This window comes from Allobosea sp. 67-29 (assembly GCF_001898115.1).
Lineage (GTDB): Bacteria > Pseudomonadota > Alphaproteobacteria > Rhizobiales > Beijerinckiaceae > Allobosea.
In genome coordinates this window covers 246,129-260,849 of record NZ_MKSQ01000005.1, presented here as the reverse complement: position 1 = coordinate 260,849, position 14,721 = coordinate 246,129, and the positions used below count along the sequence as shown (strand labels likewise).

Below are 14,721 nucleotides of genomic sequence, written 5' to 3'. Positions count from 1 at the left end.
CGCACGGCGTCCCCCAAAGGGGAAGATTTGTTCTTCTTTACGAACGAAGGGGAAGCTGATACTGGCGTTGTCCGTTATAAAGAACGGACCGAGGCTCCCATGTCGACTGTCGACGCTGCCGCAGCGAAGCTGCACCCCGAGACCCGCCTGGTCCATGCCGGCACCATGCGCTCGCAGTTCGGCGAGACCTCCGAAGCCCTGTTCCTGACCCAGGGCCATGTCTACGACAATGCAGCCCAGGCCGAGGGCCGCTTCCTCAACACGGATCCGGGCTTCCAGTACGGCCGGCTGTCGAACCCCACGGTCGCGATGCTCGAAAGCCGGATGGCGGCCTTCGAAGGCGCCGAGAGCTGCCGCGCCACCGCCACTGGCATGGCGGCGGTCACGGCAGCAGTGATGGCGCCCCTGCGCGCCGGCGACCATGTGGTCGCGGCGAGCGCGCTGTTCGGCTCCTGCCGCTACATCATCGAGGACCATCTGCCGCGCTACGGCATCGAATCGACGCTGGTCGAGGGCACCGAAATCGACGCCTGGCGGCGGGCCGTCAGGCCGAACACCAAGCTGTTCTTCCTTGAATCGCCCGCCAATCCGACGCTTGAGGTGATCGACATTGCCGCCGTCGCCAGGGTGGCGAAGGAAGTCGGCGCGAAGCTGGTGATCGACAATGTCTTCGCCACCCCGCTCTTCCAGCGCCCGCTGGCGCTCGGCGCCGACGTCGTCGTCTACTCCGCGACCAAGCATATCGACGGCCAGGGCCGCTGCCTGGGCGGGCTGATCCTCGGCGCCAAGGAGCTGATCGAGGGCGATATCCAGCAGTTCCTGCGCCAGACCGGCCCGAGCCTTTCGCCCTTCAACGCCTGGGTGATGCTGAAGTCGCTGGAGACGCTGCCGCTGCGCGTCGGCAAGCAGGCGGAAAACGCCGGCAAGGTGGCCGACTGGCTGGCCGCGCAGGCCAAGCCGACCAAGGTGATCTTCCCCGGTCACGAGAGCCATCCGCAGGCCGAGATCATCAAGCGCCAGATGAGCGGCCCCTCGACGATGATCGCCTTCGAGGTGCCGGGCGGCAAGGACGGGGCCTACCGCCTGCTCGATGCCTGCAGGCTGATCCGGATCTCGAACAATCTCGGCGACGCCAAGAGCCTGATCGTGCATCCGGCGACGACGACGCATCAGCGCTTCACCCCGGAGGTGCGCGCCGCCATGGGCGTGAGCGACGGGCTGATCCGCCTCTCGATCGGGCTTGAGCATCCGGACGACCTGATCGCCGATCTGGAGCAGGCGCTGGCGCAGGTCTGACGCGCGCCGCGCTTCGCGATACGTTCCGCCCTAGCGGAACGGCGGCTCGTCGAAGCTCCTGAGCTTGCGGGAATGGATGGCGGAGCCGGCTTCCTTGAGCTTCTCGAGCGCCGCCAGCCCGATCCGCAGATGCTCGCCGACCGCGCGCTCATAGAAGGCATTGGCGGCGCCGGGCAGCTTGATCTCGCCGTGCAACGGCTTGTCGGAGACGCAGAGCAGCGTGCCGTAGGGTACGCGCAGCCGGTAGCCCTGTGCCGCGATGGTGCCGGATTCCATATCGACCGCGATGGCGCGCGACAGGTTGATGCGGCGCCGCTCCTTCGTCCATTGCAGCTCCCAGTTGCGATCGTCCTGCGTGACGACGGTGCCGGTGCGCAGGCGCTGCTTCAGCCGGTCGCCCTTCTCTCCCGTGATCTCGGCGGCCGCCTGCTGCAGCGCGACCTGCACCTCCGCGAGGGCCGGAATCGGAACCTCCGGCGGGACCAGCTCGTCCAGGATGTGGTCCTGCCGCAGATAGGCATGCGCCAGGACATAGTCGCCGATGATCTGCGTCTGCCGCAGGCCGCCGCAATGGCCCACCATGAGCCAGCAGTTCGGCCTGAGCACAGCAAGGTGGTCGGTGATGTTCTTCGCGTTGGACGGGCCGACGCCGATATTGACCAGGGTGACGCCATCGCCGCCCTTCCGGATCAGGTGATAGGCCGGCATCTGGAAGCGGTGCCAGGGTGCCGACATCACACGCTCGGCCGCTGAGACGTCGACACCGTCACGGTCGATGCGGATGCCGCCCGGCGCGACCAGCGCCTCGGCCGTGCCGGCTTCGATCTCGGCCAAGCCCAGCCGGACGAACTGATCGACATAGCGGTGGTAGTTGGTCAGCAGCACCCAGGGCTGGACGGCGCGCCAGTCGGTGCCGGTGTAATGCACCAGCCGGCGCAGCGAGTAGTCGACGCGCACGGCGTCGAACAGCGCGAGCGGACGCGGCTCGCCCTCGACCAGCTCGTAGCTGCCGTCGGCGACCTCGTCTCCGACCAGCGCGAGCAGGGGCGTCGGAAAATGCCGGGCGAGCTCGGCGGCCGTGGCCTTGCCGCGGCCCAGCTCGTCCCCGCCCTCGAGCGCATAGGGGTAGGGAATCTCCTGGTTGCTAACACCTGTCTCGATCAGGGCACCGTATTCCATGGCGAGCGGCCTGAGCTGGTCGAGGAGGTAGGCCCTGAACTCGGCCGGCTGGGTCACCGTGGTCGAATAGACGCCGGGAGCCGCGAATTTGGCATAGCCGCGCCGTGTCGCCTCCGGCAGCTTCGCCGGCTCGTAGGTCACCCGCAGCATCGGGTAGCGGTAGCGCTCCCGGTCCGCCGTTTTCGGAGCCTCGCCGGTCTCGAAAAAGCGCTGCAGGTCGCCGCGCAGCGCCGTCCGCGCCTCCTCGTACAGGCGCTCCAGCCGGTCGATCGCGGCCTCGGGCGTCGCTGCAGCTTCGAAATTCATGGCGGCGGGATCCTTTCCTTGCCCGGTTCTAGCCGCGGCCGATCCGGACAACAACCGATGCACCGCCTTGACAGCCGCGGCCGCGCGGCCAATACTAAACCAATTAGTTAAGTTATTGGGCCCGCGACACGGAGGCTGCGATGAAACTGTCGACCTATCTGATGTTCGAAGGAAACTGCCGCGAGGCCTTCACTCACTACGAGAAGGTGCTGGGCGGCAAGATGCTGGCGATGATGGACCATCGGGGAACGCCGGCCGAGGACCAGGTGCCGCCGGCGTGGCGCGACAAGATCCTGCACGCCTGCCTGGAGATCGACGGGCAGATGCTGATGGCCTCCGATGCACCGCCCGACCGCAGCGACGGACCGATGCGTTCGGTCTCGGTCAGCGTCGGCGTCAAGACGCCCGAGGAGGCCGAGCGCATCTTCGCCGGGCTCTCCGAAGGCGGCGCCAAGGTCGCCATGCCGATGTCCGAGACCTTCTGGTCGCCGCGCTTCGGCATGCTGACCGACCGTTTCGGCACGAGCTGGATGGTCGGCGCCGAGCAACCTGCCGACAAGATGGACTGCGGCTGAGGCCCTAAGACCGGCCGCCGTCGACCGAAAGCACCTGGCCGGTGATCCAGCCGGCCTGCTCGCTGAGGAAGAACAGTGCCGCATGGGCGATATCGGCCGGTGTTCCGAGCCGGCGCGTATGGATGGCCTCGACCAGCCTCCTCTGCCCTTCCGGGCCATAGCTCTGCCATTGCCGCTCTGTCGCCGGGTTCGAGCGGACGAAGCCGGGCGCCACCGAATTCACGGTGATGCCATGCGGGCCGAACTCCCACGCGAGCTGCTTCGTCAGCCCGACCAGGGCATGCTTGGCGCTGGCATAGGCCTGGATGCCGGTGAGGCTCGGCCGCAGCCCCGCGCCGGACGAAATGGTGACGATGCGGCCATAGCCCGCCTGCCGCATCACCGGTGCCGCGGCCTGGGCCAGAAAGAAGCCGGCATCGACATTGGCCGCGAAGATGGCGCGCCAATCCTCCTCCGCGATGTCCTCGATCGGCCGCCCCACCTGCCCGCGCACGCCGCCGGCGGCATGGACCAGCAGGTCAAGCCCGTCATCGGCGGAGACGATGGCACGGACCAGCGCCTGCGCGGCCGCAGGCGAACCGAGATCGGCGGCATGCGCCGTCGCACCGATGGCGCGAGCGGTTTCGGCGACGCCATCGGCGTCGATATCGGCGAGATGGACATCGGCGCCGGCCTCGGCGAGCGCCGCCGCGATGGCCCGCCCGATACCCTGGGCTGCGCCGGTGACGAGGGCTACGCGGCCGTCGAAACGGATTTGCATCGGTCGATCAGCACCTTCAGCGTCTCGAAGGCCATCGGACGGCGGCCTTCCTCGATGTCGTGGATCAGCGCGACCAGCGCCTCGAGCGCCGGCGTGGCGACGCCGGCCTCGCGGCCGAGCGCGGCGATGATGCCGATCTGCGGGTCGACCTCGGTCCTGCGCTTGCGCACAGCGAGGTCGCGCCAGATGCCGGAATGGGTCTTGGCGGTCTGCGCCGTGTAATCGGCGAGCCAGCGGATCGCCGCGCGCTGCGGCTCTTCCGGCGCGCCGGGCGCGAAGACCATCGGGTCGAACCCGCCGAAACCGAGCGAAACGATGCCGCGCCGGGCCGCGACCGCACCGACCTCGCGGCCAAGGGCGAGCCAGGCGGGCAGGCGGAGCGGATCGGCGAAGTTCGCCGACATCGAATCGCCGGTCAGCGCCGTGGCGAACAGCATCGCGCCGTAGGCGAGCTTGCCCCAGAGATAGCCCCAGATGTTGTCGGTCAGGATCGCGTCCGGCTCGAACAGCCGCAGCAGGCGATGCATCTCCGCCGCCCGCCCGCTGAGCGAGCCGTCGAGCTCGCCCACGACGACCGCACCGCGGTTGCCGTAGAGGATCTCGCCCGGCCCGAGCCAGTCGGCCCCGAAATTGACGAAGCAGCCCATGGTGCGCCGCTCACCGACCGCTTGCGCGATGAGGAGTTCGTTGAGCCCGTTCTGGGCGGACAGGACGAAGCCGTCATCGGCGAGATGCGGCTTCAGCGCGGCGAGCGCGGCTTCCGTCGCCCCGGCCTTCACGGCCAGCACGATGCGGCGATAGCGGCCATCGAGTTCCTGCGGCGTCACCGCCGGCACGATCTGCCGGAATTCTTCGACCGGCCCGGAGACGGCGAGCCCACGCTTGCGACAGGCCTCGACATGCCCGGTTACGATGTCGACCAGGAGAACCGGCACGCCGGCACGGGCCCAATACGCCCCGAGCGTCCCGCCGATGGCGCCAGCGCCCCAGATCAGGATCGGCTCGTCCATCGGCGCTCAGGCCTGCCCGGCCATCTCGACGTCGCCATGGGTGGCGACATGCAGCAGCCCGTCCGTCGTCACCCAGCCGCGATACATCCCCTCGGTGTTGTAGGGAGCGACGATCGTGCCGTCCGAATCGACCGCGACCAGGCCGGCGCCGATCTTGCAGGAGGAGAGCTCGCCGAGAACCTCCTGGGTCGCCTGCGCCAGCGAAAGCCCCTTGTAGGCGACCAGCGACGCGATCTCGTGGCCCACGCAATAGCGGATGAAGTACTCGCCCTTGCCGGTGCCGGAAACCGCGCAGCGCCCGTCGCGGGCATAGGTCCCCGCGCCGATGATCGGCGAATCGCCGACGCGTCCGGCCGGCTTGTTGGTGTAGCCGCCCGTCGAGGTCGCCGCGGCAAGATGGCCCTGCGCGTCGCAGGCGACCGCACCCACCGTGCCGTGCTTCTCGGCCTCGCTCGCCTCGGCTGCCGTGCCGACCAGCTCGCGAATCTTCATCGAGGACAGGTTCTTGCGGCGCCGCTCGGTCGAGAAATAGTCGTTGTCGACCGTATCGATGCCTTCATGCTCGGCAAAGATGTCGGCTGCCGGGCCGGCGAGCAGCAGCGGGTCGCCGCGGAGCATCAGCGCCTTGGCGGCGACGATCGGGTTCTTGATTCGCTTGGCGGCGCAGACCGCCCCCGCGGCGAGCGTCGTGCCATCCATGATCGAGGCATCGAGCTCATGTTCGCCATCGGTGTTGAAGGCGGCGCCGAGCCCGGCGTTGAAATGCGGCGAATCCTCCATGGCGCGGACCGCCGCCTCCACCGCGTCGACCGAGCTGCCACCCTTGCTCAGGATCGTCCAGCCGGCGCGCAGCGCGCCGGCAAGGTCGGCACGGGCCTGGGCCCATTCGGCTTCGGTCATCTCGGCCTTCGGCAAGGTGCCGCAGCCGCCGTGGATGGCGAGAGCAAGCGTCATGAAGTGATTCCGTCGATGGGCTGGCCGGTTCCGCCGTCCCGGCCCGCACGCGGCCGGCCGGGACGGCGGGGCGAAGCGTCACTTCTTAACAGGCTTGATGTCCATGGCCAGCGTATCCTCGTCGACGCGCGGGCTGATCGTGACCTTGTCCTTCTGCATCGCCCAGGCCGAGGCGATCGCGGTGACGGCGATGCGGGGCCGGTCCTTGGCGACGATGGCCGCGACGTCGGAGAGCATCTTGTTGCGCTTCGCCTCGTCCATCTCGACCGAGGCGTCCTCGATCAGCTTGTCGACCTCGGCGTTCTTGTAGCCGAGCAGGTTGAAGGCGCCGAGCTTCTTGGCGGGCTCGTTGGAATGGACCAGCGAGGAGAGCGTGTAGTTGGCTTCGCCCGTCAGGGTGCCCCAGCCCGACATCGTCAGGGAATATTCCGCACGGGCCCGGGCCGGGAAGAACACCGCCGCCGGCTGGGCGTTCGCCACCGCCTCGATGCCGATGCGGGCGAGCATCTGGGCGACCGAGGTCCCGACCTGGCGGTCTCCGGGCAGGCGATCGCTGGTGAAGGAGAAGGTGACCTTGAAGCCGTCGGCATAGCCGGCATCGGCCATCAGCTTCTTGGCCTTGGCGATGTCCGGCTTGATCGGCGGAAGCTCCTTGTTGAACCCGGCGATGGTCGGCGTCACCAGCTGGTTGGCGGGCGAGCCGAGGCCTTCCATGGCGATCTCGGCGAGCGCCGGGCGGTCGAGGGCGATGTCGATCGCCTCGCGCACCCTGACGTCCTGCAGCGGGTTCTTCGGCAGCGCCGAGCCGTCCTTCGCGGTGACCTGGGTGGGCTTGTCGCGCAGGTCGAGTTCCATGTTGAAGAGGTAGACCGTATCGACGGTCGCGACCGAGAGCTTCGGATCGCGCTTCAGCGTCGGGACGTCCGAGGCCGGCGCGCGCACGATGATATCGACCTGCCCCGCCTTGAGCTGGGCGACGCGGGCGGCGTCGTTCGGCAATTCCTTGCGCACCACCTTGGCCCAGGGCTCCTTGGGGCCCCAATAGCCGTCGAAGCGCTCGAGCACGAGCTGGTCCTTCGGCGTCCAGGAGACGAACTTGTAGGGTCCGGTGCCGATCGCGGCCTTGCCGGAGTTGAACGCCTCGTTGGCGTTGTCCTTGGTGAGGCCGGCAGCGGCCTTGTGCGAGACGACGAAGAGACGGATGAAATCGTTCGGCAGGTTCGGCGCCGGCCCGTCGGTGACGACCTGGACCGTCAGCGGATCGACGATCTTCACCTCCTTGACGCGGCGGACATAGATCGTCGTCGGGTTGGGACCGGCCACGGTCGGGATGCGCTCGATCGAGAACTTGACATCCTCGGCGGTGAAGTCCGAGCCGTCATGGAACTTGACGCCCGGGCGCAGCTTGAACTCCCAGACATCAGGGGCGACCGCCTTCCAGCTCGTCGCCAGCCGCGGCTCGAGCTGAAGCTTGTCGCCCGACCAGATCAGCGTATCGAAGACCTGCTTCAGAGCTTCGGCGTGGGTGCCGGTCGCGGTGAAATGCGGGTCGATCGATTCCGGGCCGGCGCGCACGCCGATCGTCAGGGTCTGGGCGAGCGCCCCGGTGGAGACGGCGGCTCCGAGGAAGGCGGCAAAAGCCGCGAGGCGGAAGGTCTGCGCGAGTTTCATGACGGGTTCCCCTGTTGTTGGTTGGTTTCAGAGTTCCTGCGGCCAGGCGGGCGAGGCGATCACGAGCTTGTCCATCAGCGCGCAAAGCTGCTGCTGCTCGTCCTCGCTGAGGCAGCCGAGCATCGCCGCCTGGTGCTTCACCATCAGCGGCATGGTTTCATCGAAGATGGCGCGGCCGGCGGCGGTCAGGTGCAGCACATAGCTGCGCAGGTCGGCCGCATCCGTCTCGCGCCGGAGCAGACGCCGCTGCAGCAGCTTCTGAACGGCGCGGGACAGGGTATTCTTCGGCAAACCGGACGAAGCCACGATATTCTTGGCCGCGACGCCTTCCTTCAACCCTACCGCATAGAGCGCGACGAACTCCGGCCGAACGAGGCCGTAGCGCGTCTCGATCCAGCGATAGACCGGGTCGTTGAAGCGGAAGGCGAGGAAATTCAGCCGGAACGACAGCCAGCACGGATTGGCCCAGAGCTTCGTCACCGTCAGCGGATCGAGCCCGGCAACGGCCGTCTCGTGCCCGGTGTCGACGCGCGAGATCGAGGTTGGCGCATGCCGCATAGGGATGCCTCCCGGCCGACTTAGTTCCAAATGGAACTTGACGCTCCGTGAGGCCGGAGTCAAGGATGGTTATCGCGGATAGGGCTCGCCTGGCTTCGCCGGCAGGTCGCGAGAGCGGCACGGCGAAGCTTCCACCGTCCGCAGCAGCGAAGCAAGGAACGCGCCGTGCTGGTCGCCGAGATGAACTGGATGCAGATCGAGGCGCAGGCGAAGCGCGACGACCGCTGCGTGCTGCCGCTCGGCAGCGTCGAGCAGCACGCCTATTTGAGCCTCGCGACCGACGTGATCCTCTCCGAGCGGGTGGCGCGTGAGGCGGCCGAACCGCTCGGCATTCCCGTCTTTCCGGTGCTGGCCTACGGGCTGACGCCGGGATTCCTGAATTTCCCGGGCAGCATCTCGCTGAAGATGAGCACCTATGCGGCTCTGCTCGGCGACATCTTCGACGGCTTCTATCGCACCGGCTTTCGCCGCATCGTCCTCGTCAACGGCCATGGCGGCAATGCACCGGCCCTCAACTTCGCGACCGAATGGCTGGACAGGCATCCCGACGCGAGCATCCGGCTGCACAACTGGTGGGCGGCGCCGCAATTCCAGGCGGCGGTCAAGGCGGTCGATCCGGCCGCCTCCCATGCGTCATGGATGGAGAACTTCCCCTGGACCCGGCTTGCCGGCGTCGCCATGCCGGATACGCTGAAGCCGCCTTTCAACGCGGCGGCCTACCAGGCCGCGAGCCCGGCCAAGCGCCGCGAAATCCTCGGCGATGGCAATTTCCACGGCCTCTACCAGCGGCCGGACGAGGAGATGCTCAGGATCTGGCAGGTCGGCGTCGAGGAGACGCGCGCCATCATGGTGGAGAACTGGCCGTGAGGCTCAGCCGGAAGCTTCACCGATGCTAGGCCATGTCGCCGTCCGGCTGGTGCAGGCCCTCGTCGTCATGCTCGTCATGTCGGTGCTGGTCTTCGTCGGGGTCTACGCGATCGGCAACCCGATCGACGTGCTGATCGGCCCCGATGTCAGCCAGGAACTGCGCCTGCAGACGATCGCCCATTACGGGCTCGACCGGCCGCTCTGGGAGCAGTACCTGACCTTCCTCGGCCGCGTGCTGCATGGCGACTTCGGTCGCTCCTTTGTCTTCGGCATGCCGGTGATGGAGCTGATCCTGTCGCGCCTGCCGGCGACGCTGGAGCTGACGCTGGCTGCCGTCTGCGGCGCGGCGCTGATCGGCATCCCCGCCGGAATCTATGCCGGCTACCGGCCGGACAGCTTCGCCTCGAAGCTGATCATGACCGTTTCGATCCTCGGCTTCTCCGTGCCGACCTTCTGGATCGGCCTCGTGCTGATCATGGCCTTCGCCGTGGAGCTGCAATGGCTCCCGGCCGGCGGGCGCGGCGAGACCGTCTCGATCTTCGGCGTCGAGTGGAGCTTCCTAACGCTGAATGGCCTGAGCCATCTGCTGCTGCCGGCACTGAACCTCGCCTTCTTCAAGCTCGCCTTGATGACTCGCCTCGCGAGGGCCGGCACGCGCGAGACCATGCTCTCGGACACCGTGAAATTCGCTCGCGCCGCCGGCCTCTCGGAATGGACCGTGCTGCGCCGGCACGTGCTCAGGCTTATCGCGATCCCGCTCGTCACCGTCTTCGGCCTCGAATTCGGCTCGACGCTCGCCTTCGCGGTGGTCACCGAGACGATCTTCTCCTGGCCGGGCATCGGCAAGCTGATCATCGACTCCATCCAGTCGCTCGACCGGCCGGTGATGGTCGCCTACCTGATGCTCGTCGCCTTCGTCTTCATCACCATCAACTTCCTCGTCGACCTCGCCTATGTCGGGCTCGATCCGCGGCTGAGGCAAGGAGGCGCACGATGACCGACGCCTCTCCTGCCGCCCGGTTCTGGGCCGAATTCCGCGAGAGCCGCACCGCGGTCGTCGCGCTCGCCGTCGTCGTGCTGATGATCGGTATCGCCCTGCTGGCCCCGCTGGTCGCGCCGCAGGACCCTTACGACCTCGCCAACCTCTCGCTCTCCGATGCGCGCCGCCCGCCGGGCTATGTCGGCGAAGGCGGCTACACCCATTGGCTCGGCACCGATTCTCAGGGGCGCGACCTGCTTTCCGCGATCCTCTACGGCCTGCGCATCTCCCTGCAGATGGGGCTGGTGGCGGGCGCCATCGCCTTCGCGCTCGGCGTCGCGCTCGGCATCGGCGCGGCCTATGCCGGCGGGCGCCGTGAGGCCTTCATCATGCGCGTCATCGACCTGCAGCTCGCCTTCCCGGCGATCCTGCTGGCGCTGGTGCTCTCGGCCTTGCTGGGGCAGGGCAAGATGCAGCTCATCGCCGCGCTCGCCGCCGCGCAATACGCCTATTTCGCCCGCACCGCCCATGGCGCGGCCTCGGCCGAGCGCGGCAAGGACTATGTCGAGGCGGTGCTCTCGACGCCATTGCCGGGCTGGCGCGTGGTCTTGCGCCATATCTTCCCGAACTGCCTGCCGCCCCTGATCGTAGTCGCGACCGTTCAGGTGGCCAATGCCATCGCGCTGGAGGCGACGCTGTCCTTCCTCGGCGTCGGCCTGCCGGTAACCGAACCCTCGCTCGGCATGCTCATAGCCAACGGCTTCCAGTACATGCTCTCGGGCCGCTACTGGATCTCAATCTATCCCGGCATCGCGCTCATCGTGCTGATCGTCGCGATCAACCTCGTCGGCGACCGCATCCGCGACCAGGTCAATCCGAGGCTGAAGCGATGAGCGACGTGCCTCTCCTCGAAGTCACCGATCTCGCGACCCATTTTCATGCCCGCGCCGGCCTGGTGAAGGCGGTGGACGGCGTCTCCTTCGCGCTGAAGCGCGGCGAGGTCATGGGCCTCGTCGGCGAATCCGGCTCCGGCAAGAGCATCACCGGCTTCTCGATCATCGGCCTGATCGATCCGCCCGGTCGCGTCGAGCCCGGCTCCTCGGTCAGGCTGGAGGGGCGCGAACTCGTCGGCTTGCCGCCGGCCGAGCTGCGCAAGATCCGCGGCAAGCAGATCTCGATGGTCTTCCAGGACCCGATGATGACGCTGAACCCGATGCTGACCATCGGGACGCAGATCCGGCTCGCTCTGGAAGCGCACGAGACGGTCTCGGGCGCGGAAGCACGCCGCCGTGCGGTCGCGGCGCTGGCGCAGGTCCGCATTCCCGATCCGGACGGCAAGGTCGATTTCTACCCGCACCAGTTCTCCGGCGGCATGCGCCAACGCGTCGCCATCGCGATCGCCCTGCTGCACCGGCCGAAGCTGATCATCTGCGACGAGCCGACCACGGCGCTCGATGTCTCCGTGCAGGCAGAGATCCTGGCCGAGATGAAGGAGCTGGTCGCCGAACTCGGCACGGCACTGATCTGGATCAGCCACGACCTCGCCGTCGTGGCGGAGCTCGCCGACCATGTCTGCGTCATGCGCCATGGCAGGATCGTCGAGGCCGGGCCGACGCTCGACGTGCTGACCCGTCCGCAGCACGCCTATACCCAAGCCCTGCTCGACGCTTTGCCCTCGCGTTCCGAGCCCGGCAAGCTCTTGGCCGGCGGCGTCGGCTCCGATGTCGCGCCGCCGCCGCGCGCCGCGACGCAGGCGCCGGATGCCGTCGCGGATGCCGCGCATTATGTCCGCCTCGAGCACGTCGCCAAGCGCTTCGCCCAGACACCGGGGCTGCTGCGCAAGCTCGCCCAGAAGGCGGGCCTGTCGAAGGCGCCGGACGCGGTGCGGGCGGTCGACGACGTCACGCTGGTGCTGAAGCGCGGCGAGGCGCTCGGCCTGGTCGGCGAATCCGGCTCGGGCAAGTCGACGCTCGGGCGCGTCGCCGCCGGCATCTATGCGCCGGACAGCGGCCTCGTCCGCATCGACGGCGCACCCGTGATGAGCGCGGGCGAGCAGCCGCACAAGCTCACGACGCGCGTCCAGACCATCTTCCAGGACCCCTTCGCCTCGCTCAACCCGCGCATGACGGTCGGCGACAGCATCGCCGAGGGGCCGCTGGCGCATGGCTTGATCGCACGGGGAGAAGCGAAGACCTACGTCCGGCAATGGCTGGCCGCCGTCGGGCTCGATCCGGATTTCGCGGATCGCTATCCGCATCAGTTCTCGGGTGGTCAGCGCCAGCGCGTCGCCATCGCGCGAGCGCTCGCGATGCAGCCCGACGTCGTCGTCTGCGACGAGCCGGTCGCCTCGCTCGACGTCTCGATCCAGGCGCAGATCATCAACCTGCTGATCAGGCTTCGGCAGGAACTGGATCTCACGCTGATCTTCATCTCGCACGACCTCTCTGTCGTCCGCCATCTCTGCGACCGCGTCGCGATCATGTATCGCGGCCGGATCGTCGAGAGCGGGCCGGCCGGGGCGATCTACGATCATCCGCAGCACGACTACACCAAGCGCCTGCTCGCCGCCGTGCCGGTCTTGCCGGGCGCCGTGACCACCTGAGGAGAGCGACCATGACGAGCCAGCCTGATGAACTCCTGCCGTGGCAATGGCCGGAAGAGATCTGGCGCGGCAAGGTCGAGCAGGTCCGCGCCGGCCGCAACCTCAAGCCCGCCAAGTGGAAGAACGGGGCGCGCTGTGCCGTGGCCCTCTCCTTCGACGTCGACCACGAGACCAACGAATTGCGCGACGGAGGCAAGTCGGTCGGCCGCCTGTCCTGGGGCCAGTACGGCAACCGCGTCGGCGTGCCCAAGATCCTCGACCTGCTGAAGCGGCACGACATTCCCGCAAGCTTCTTCGTGCCCGCCGTCACCGCGCTGCTCTACCCGGACGAGCAGCGCCGCATCGTCGGCGAGGGCCATGAGATCGGCCTTCACGGCTGGATCCACGAGGTCAATACGGCGGTTCCCCCCGCGAACGAGCGCGAACTGCACCTGCGCTCGGCCGACACGCTGGAGAAGGTCACAGGCGTGCGCCCGGTGGGCATGCGCACGCCTTCGTGGGATTTCTCCGAGGTAACGCTCGCGGTCGAGCGCGAGCTCGGCCTGCTCTATGATTCCTCGCTCTTCGCCGATGACGACCCCTACGAGATCGTCGAGAAGGGCGAGCCGACCGGCATCGTCGAGCTGCCGGTCGAGTGGATCCGCGACGACGCGCCCTATCTCAGCATGAACCGCTTCCAGGCGCTGAGGCCCTACACCTCTCCGGAGGCCGTCTTCGACATCTTCCGCCGCGAATTCGAAGGTGCCTATGCCGAGGGCGGGCTTTTCCTGCTGACCATGCACCCGCATGTCATCACCTATCGCTCGCGCTTCTGGATCCTCGAGGAACTCGTCAGGCTGGCCAAGGCGAAAGGCGATTGCTGGTTCGCGAGCCATGCCGAGATCGCGGCCTATGTGAAGACCGAAGCCGGGCTCTAAGGGCAAGGCGCAGCGGAACCGCTGCCCGATTCCCGCCGTTTTCGCTTCATCGCGGGTTCAGGCCGACAGCGGCCTGATGCCCGCACGTTGAAACGGACAACGGGAATTGCAATGCGCACGAAACGCTGGTTGCTGGTCGGAACCGTCCTGCCGGCCCTCGTCCTCTCCCAGGCCAGCCAGGCCCTCGCTCCATTGGGCACCCAGCTCGCCCAGGCATCGGGGGGCGACGACGATCGCGGCCGCGGGCCGCGCGAGCGCCCGCACGGCCCTCCGGGAGCCCAGCCCGGCCAGCATGCGCCGCAGCGGCCGACACCGCCCGGCGCTCCGCAAGGACCGCGCCCGCCGCAGATGCAGCATGCTCCGGCGGCTCCGCGCCCGCCCATGCCTTCGGCTCCGGCTCCGGCCGAGCGGGCCGCCCCGCCGCACGCCCAGCCACGCCCCGCGCCGCCGGCCGCACAGCCGCAGCCCGAGCGCCCCACGCCGCCCCGCCCGGCGCCGGCTCCCGGACAGACCGGCGGTGGACCGCGCCCGGCTCCGCCTGCCACCCAGGAGCGACCGGCGCCCCATCCCGCCCCGGCAGCGCCGCCGGCCGCAGCGCCTTCGCCATCGCGCCCCGCCGCTCCTCCGCCAGCGGCGCCGCCAGCGGCCCGTCCCGCGATTCCCGGGGCAGCGCCTTCGGCTCCACAACCCGGCGCCCAGCCTTCGCAGCGCCCGTCACCGCCGCCCGGCGCGCCCGCACCCGGCGCCGCCCAGCCCGGAGCCAGACCGGATCAGCGGCCCGCCTCGCCGGCGGCGCCATCCGCCCCCGCTGCGCCCGCGCAACCGAACCGGCCGGTGCCGCCCGCGGCGCCGCCGTCCGGCGCACAACTCTCTCCGCCCGGCGCCGCCGCCCCCGCCAGCGCGCCGCCGGCCCCTGGGGCCGCTCCGGGTCAGCCAGCCCAGCGTGAAGGACGCCGCGGCGGCATCTCGCCAGGCGTGGCCGGCGCGATCGGCCTTGGCGCCGGCGTCATCGGCGGCATCATGGCGACGCAGGGGGCCCAGCGCTTC

At 68.7% G+C, this 14,721-nt stretch carries 13 protein-coding genes; 7 read left to right on the top strand and 6 right to left on the bottom strand.

Annotated features, from left to right (window positions below):
• The first annotated feature begins 99 nt into the window (after positions 1-99).
• Positions 100-1,296, top strand: a complete 1,197-nt coding sequence (gene metZ, locus BGO20_RS01780; protein WP_291662985.1) for an O-succinylhomoserine sulfhydrylase — start codon at positions 100-102, stop codon at positions 1,294-1,296.
• A 30-nt stretch (positions 1,297-1,326) separates the two neighbouring features.
• On the opposite strand, the gene BGO20_RS01775 is transcribed toward metZ, so the two are convergent.
• Positions 1,327-2,781, bottom strand: coding sequence for an AMP nucleosidase (locus BGO20_RS01775; protein WP_291662983.1), 1,455 nt, complete (start codon positions 2,779-2,781; stop codon positions 1,327-1,329).
• A gap of 140 nt (positions 2,782-2,921) precedes the next feature.
• Here BGO20_RS01775 and BGO20_RS01770 point away from each other — a divergent pair, with 140 nt between their 5' ends.
• A complete protein-coding gene (locus BGO20_RS01770) occupies positions 2,922-3,356 on the top strand; it encodes a VOC family protein (protein WP_291662981.1) in 435 nt (144 codons plus the stop codon).
• Between the two features lie 4 nt (positions 3,357-3,360).
• Here the strand turns inward: BGO20_RS01770 and BGO20_RS01765 are convergent, their stop codons facing one another.
• From BGO20_RS01765 to BGO20_RS01745, 5 genes are all read right to left on the bottom strand, one after another.
• Positions 3,361-4,116: an SDR family NAD(P)-dependent oxidoreductase gene (locus BGO20_RS01765; RefSeq protein ID WP_291662979.1), complete on the bottom strand. Its 756-nt coding sequence runs from the start codon at positions 4,114-4,116 to the stop codon at positions 3,361-3,363.
• Entirely contained in the window at positions 4,089-5,126 is a 1,038-nt protein-coding gene (locus BGO20_RS01760; RefSeq protein WP_291662977.1) for a ketopantoate reductase family protein, read from the bottom strand. The genes BGO20_RS01765 and BGO20_RS01760 overlap by 28 nt, the downstream gene beginning before the upstream one ends.
• Before the next feature lie 6 nt (positions 5,127-5,132).
• The gene (locus BGO20_RS01755; RefSeq protein WP_291662975.1) at positions 5,133-6,080 is read right to left on the bottom strand and encodes an isoaspartyl peptidase/L-asparaginase family protein; all 948 of its coding nucleotides are present in this window, start codon (positions 6,078-6,080) and stop codon (positions 5,133-5,135) included.
• A 78-nt stretch (positions 6,081-6,158) separates the two neighbouring features.
• Positions 6,159-7,751 (bottom strand): ABC transporter substrate-binding protein, encoded by a 1,593-nt coding sequence (locus BGO20_RS01750; protein WP_291662974.1) that lies wholly within the window; start codon positions 7,749-7,751, stop codon positions 6,159-6,161.
• A gap of 27 nt (positions 7,752-7,778) precedes the next feature.
• Positions 7,779-8,309: a MarR family winged helix-turn-helix transcriptional regulator gene (locus tag BGO20_RS01745; protein WP_291662972.1), complete on the bottom strand. Its 531-nt coding sequence runs from the start codon at positions 8,307-8,309 to the stop codon at positions 7,779-7,781.
• Between the two features lie 165 nt (positions 8,310-8,474).
• On the opposite strand from BGO20_RS01745, the gene BGO20_RS01740 reads away from it, so the two are divergent.
• Genes BGO20_RS01740 through BGO20_RS01720 form a run of 5 tightly spaced genes read left to right on the top strand, consistent with a single transcriptional unit; the run spans position 8,475 to position 13,674 of the window.
• Positions 8,475-9,176 carry a creatininase family protein gene (locus tag BGO20_RS01740; RefSeq protein WP_291662971.1) on the top strand — a complete coding sequence of 234 codons (702 nt, stop codon included), beginning with the start codon at positions 8,475-8,477 and terminating at the stop codon, positions 9,174-9,176.
• A gap of 22 nt (positions 9,177-9,198) precedes the next feature.
• A complete protein-coding gene (locus BGO20_RS01735; RefSeq protein ID WP_291662970.1) occupies positions 9,199-10,173 on the top strand; it encodes an ABC transporter permease in 975 nt (324 codons plus the stop codon).
• Positions 10,170-11,048: an ABC transporter permease gene (locus BGO20_RS01730; RefSeq protein WP_291662969.1), complete on the top strand. Its 879-nt coding sequence runs from the start codon at positions 10,170-10,172 to the stop codon at positions 11,046-11,048. Before BGO20_RS01735 ends, BGO20_RS01730 begins: the two co-directional genes overlap by 4 nt.
• Positions 11,045-12,757, top strand: a complete 1,713-nt coding sequence (locus BGO20_RS01725; protein ID WP_291662968.1) for a dipeptide ABC transporter ATP-binding protein — start codon at positions 11,045-11,047, stop codon at positions 12,755-12,757. Before BGO20_RS01730 ends, BGO20_RS01725 begins: the two co-directional genes overlap by 4 nt.
• Before the next feature lie 11 nt (positions 12,758-12,768).
• Positions 12,769-13,674 (top strand): polysaccharide deacetylase family protein, encoded by a 906-nt coding sequence (locus BGO20_RS01720; protein WP_291662966.1) that lies wholly within the window; start codon positions 12,769-12,771, stop codon positions 13,672-13,674.
• Positions 13,675-14,721 lie beyond the last annotated feature (1,047 nt).

What these genes read in the sequence shown, in the direction of transcription:
- metZ (WP_291662985.1), top strand. Translation starts at nt 100, where the DNA reads ATGTCGACTGTCGACGCTGCCGCAGCGAAGCTGCACCCCGAGACCCGC.
- BGO20_RS01775 (WP_291662983.1), bottom strand. Translation starts at nt 2,781, where the DNA reads ATGAATTTCGAAGCTGCAGCGACGCCCGAGGCCGCGATCGACCGGCTG.
- BGO20_RS01770 (WP_291662981.1), top strand. Translation starts at nt 2,922, where the DNA reads ATGAAACTGTCGACCTATCTGATGTTCGAAGGAAACTGCCGCGAGGCC.
- BGO20_RS01765 (WP_291662979.1), bottom strand. Translation starts at nt 4,116, where the DNA reads ATGCAAATCCGTTTCGACGGCCGCGTAGCCCTCGTCACCGGCGCAGCC.
- BGO20_RS01760 (WP_291662977.1), bottom strand. Translation starts at nt 5,126, where the DNA reads ATGGACGAGCCGATCCTGATCTGGGGCGCTGGCGCCATCGGCGGGACG.
- BGO20_RS01755 (WP_291662975.1), bottom strand. Translation starts at nt 6,080, where the DNA reads ATGACGCTTGCTCTCGCCATCCACGGCGGCTGCGGCACCTTGCCGAAG.
- BGO20_RS01750 (WP_291662974.1), bottom strand. Translation starts at nt 7,751, where the DNA reads ATGAAACTCGCGCAGACCTTCCGCCTCGCGGCTTTTGCCGCCTTCCTC.
- BGO20_RS01745 (WP_291662972.1), bottom strand. Translation starts at nt 8,309, where the DNA reads ATGCGGCATGCGCCAACCTCGATCTCGCGCGTCGACACCGGGCACGAG.
- BGO20_RS01735 (WP_291662970.1), top strand. Translation starts at nt 9,199, where the DNA reads ATGCTAGGCCATGTCGCCGTCCGGCTGGTGCAGGCCCTCGTCGTCATG.
- BGO20_RS01730 (WP_291662969.1), top strand. Translation starts at nt 10,170, where the DNA reads ATGACCGACGCCTCTCCTGCCGCCCGGTTCTGGGCCGAATTCCGCGAG.
- BGO20_RS01725 (WP_291662968.1), top strand. Translation starts at nt 11,045, where the DNA reads ATGAGCGACGTGCCTCTCCTCGAAGTCACCGATCTCGCGACCCATTTT.
- BGO20_RS01720 (WP_291662966.1), top strand. Translation starts at nt 12,769, where the DNA reads ATGACGAGCCAGCCTGATGAACTCCTGCCGTGGCAATGGCCGGAAGAG.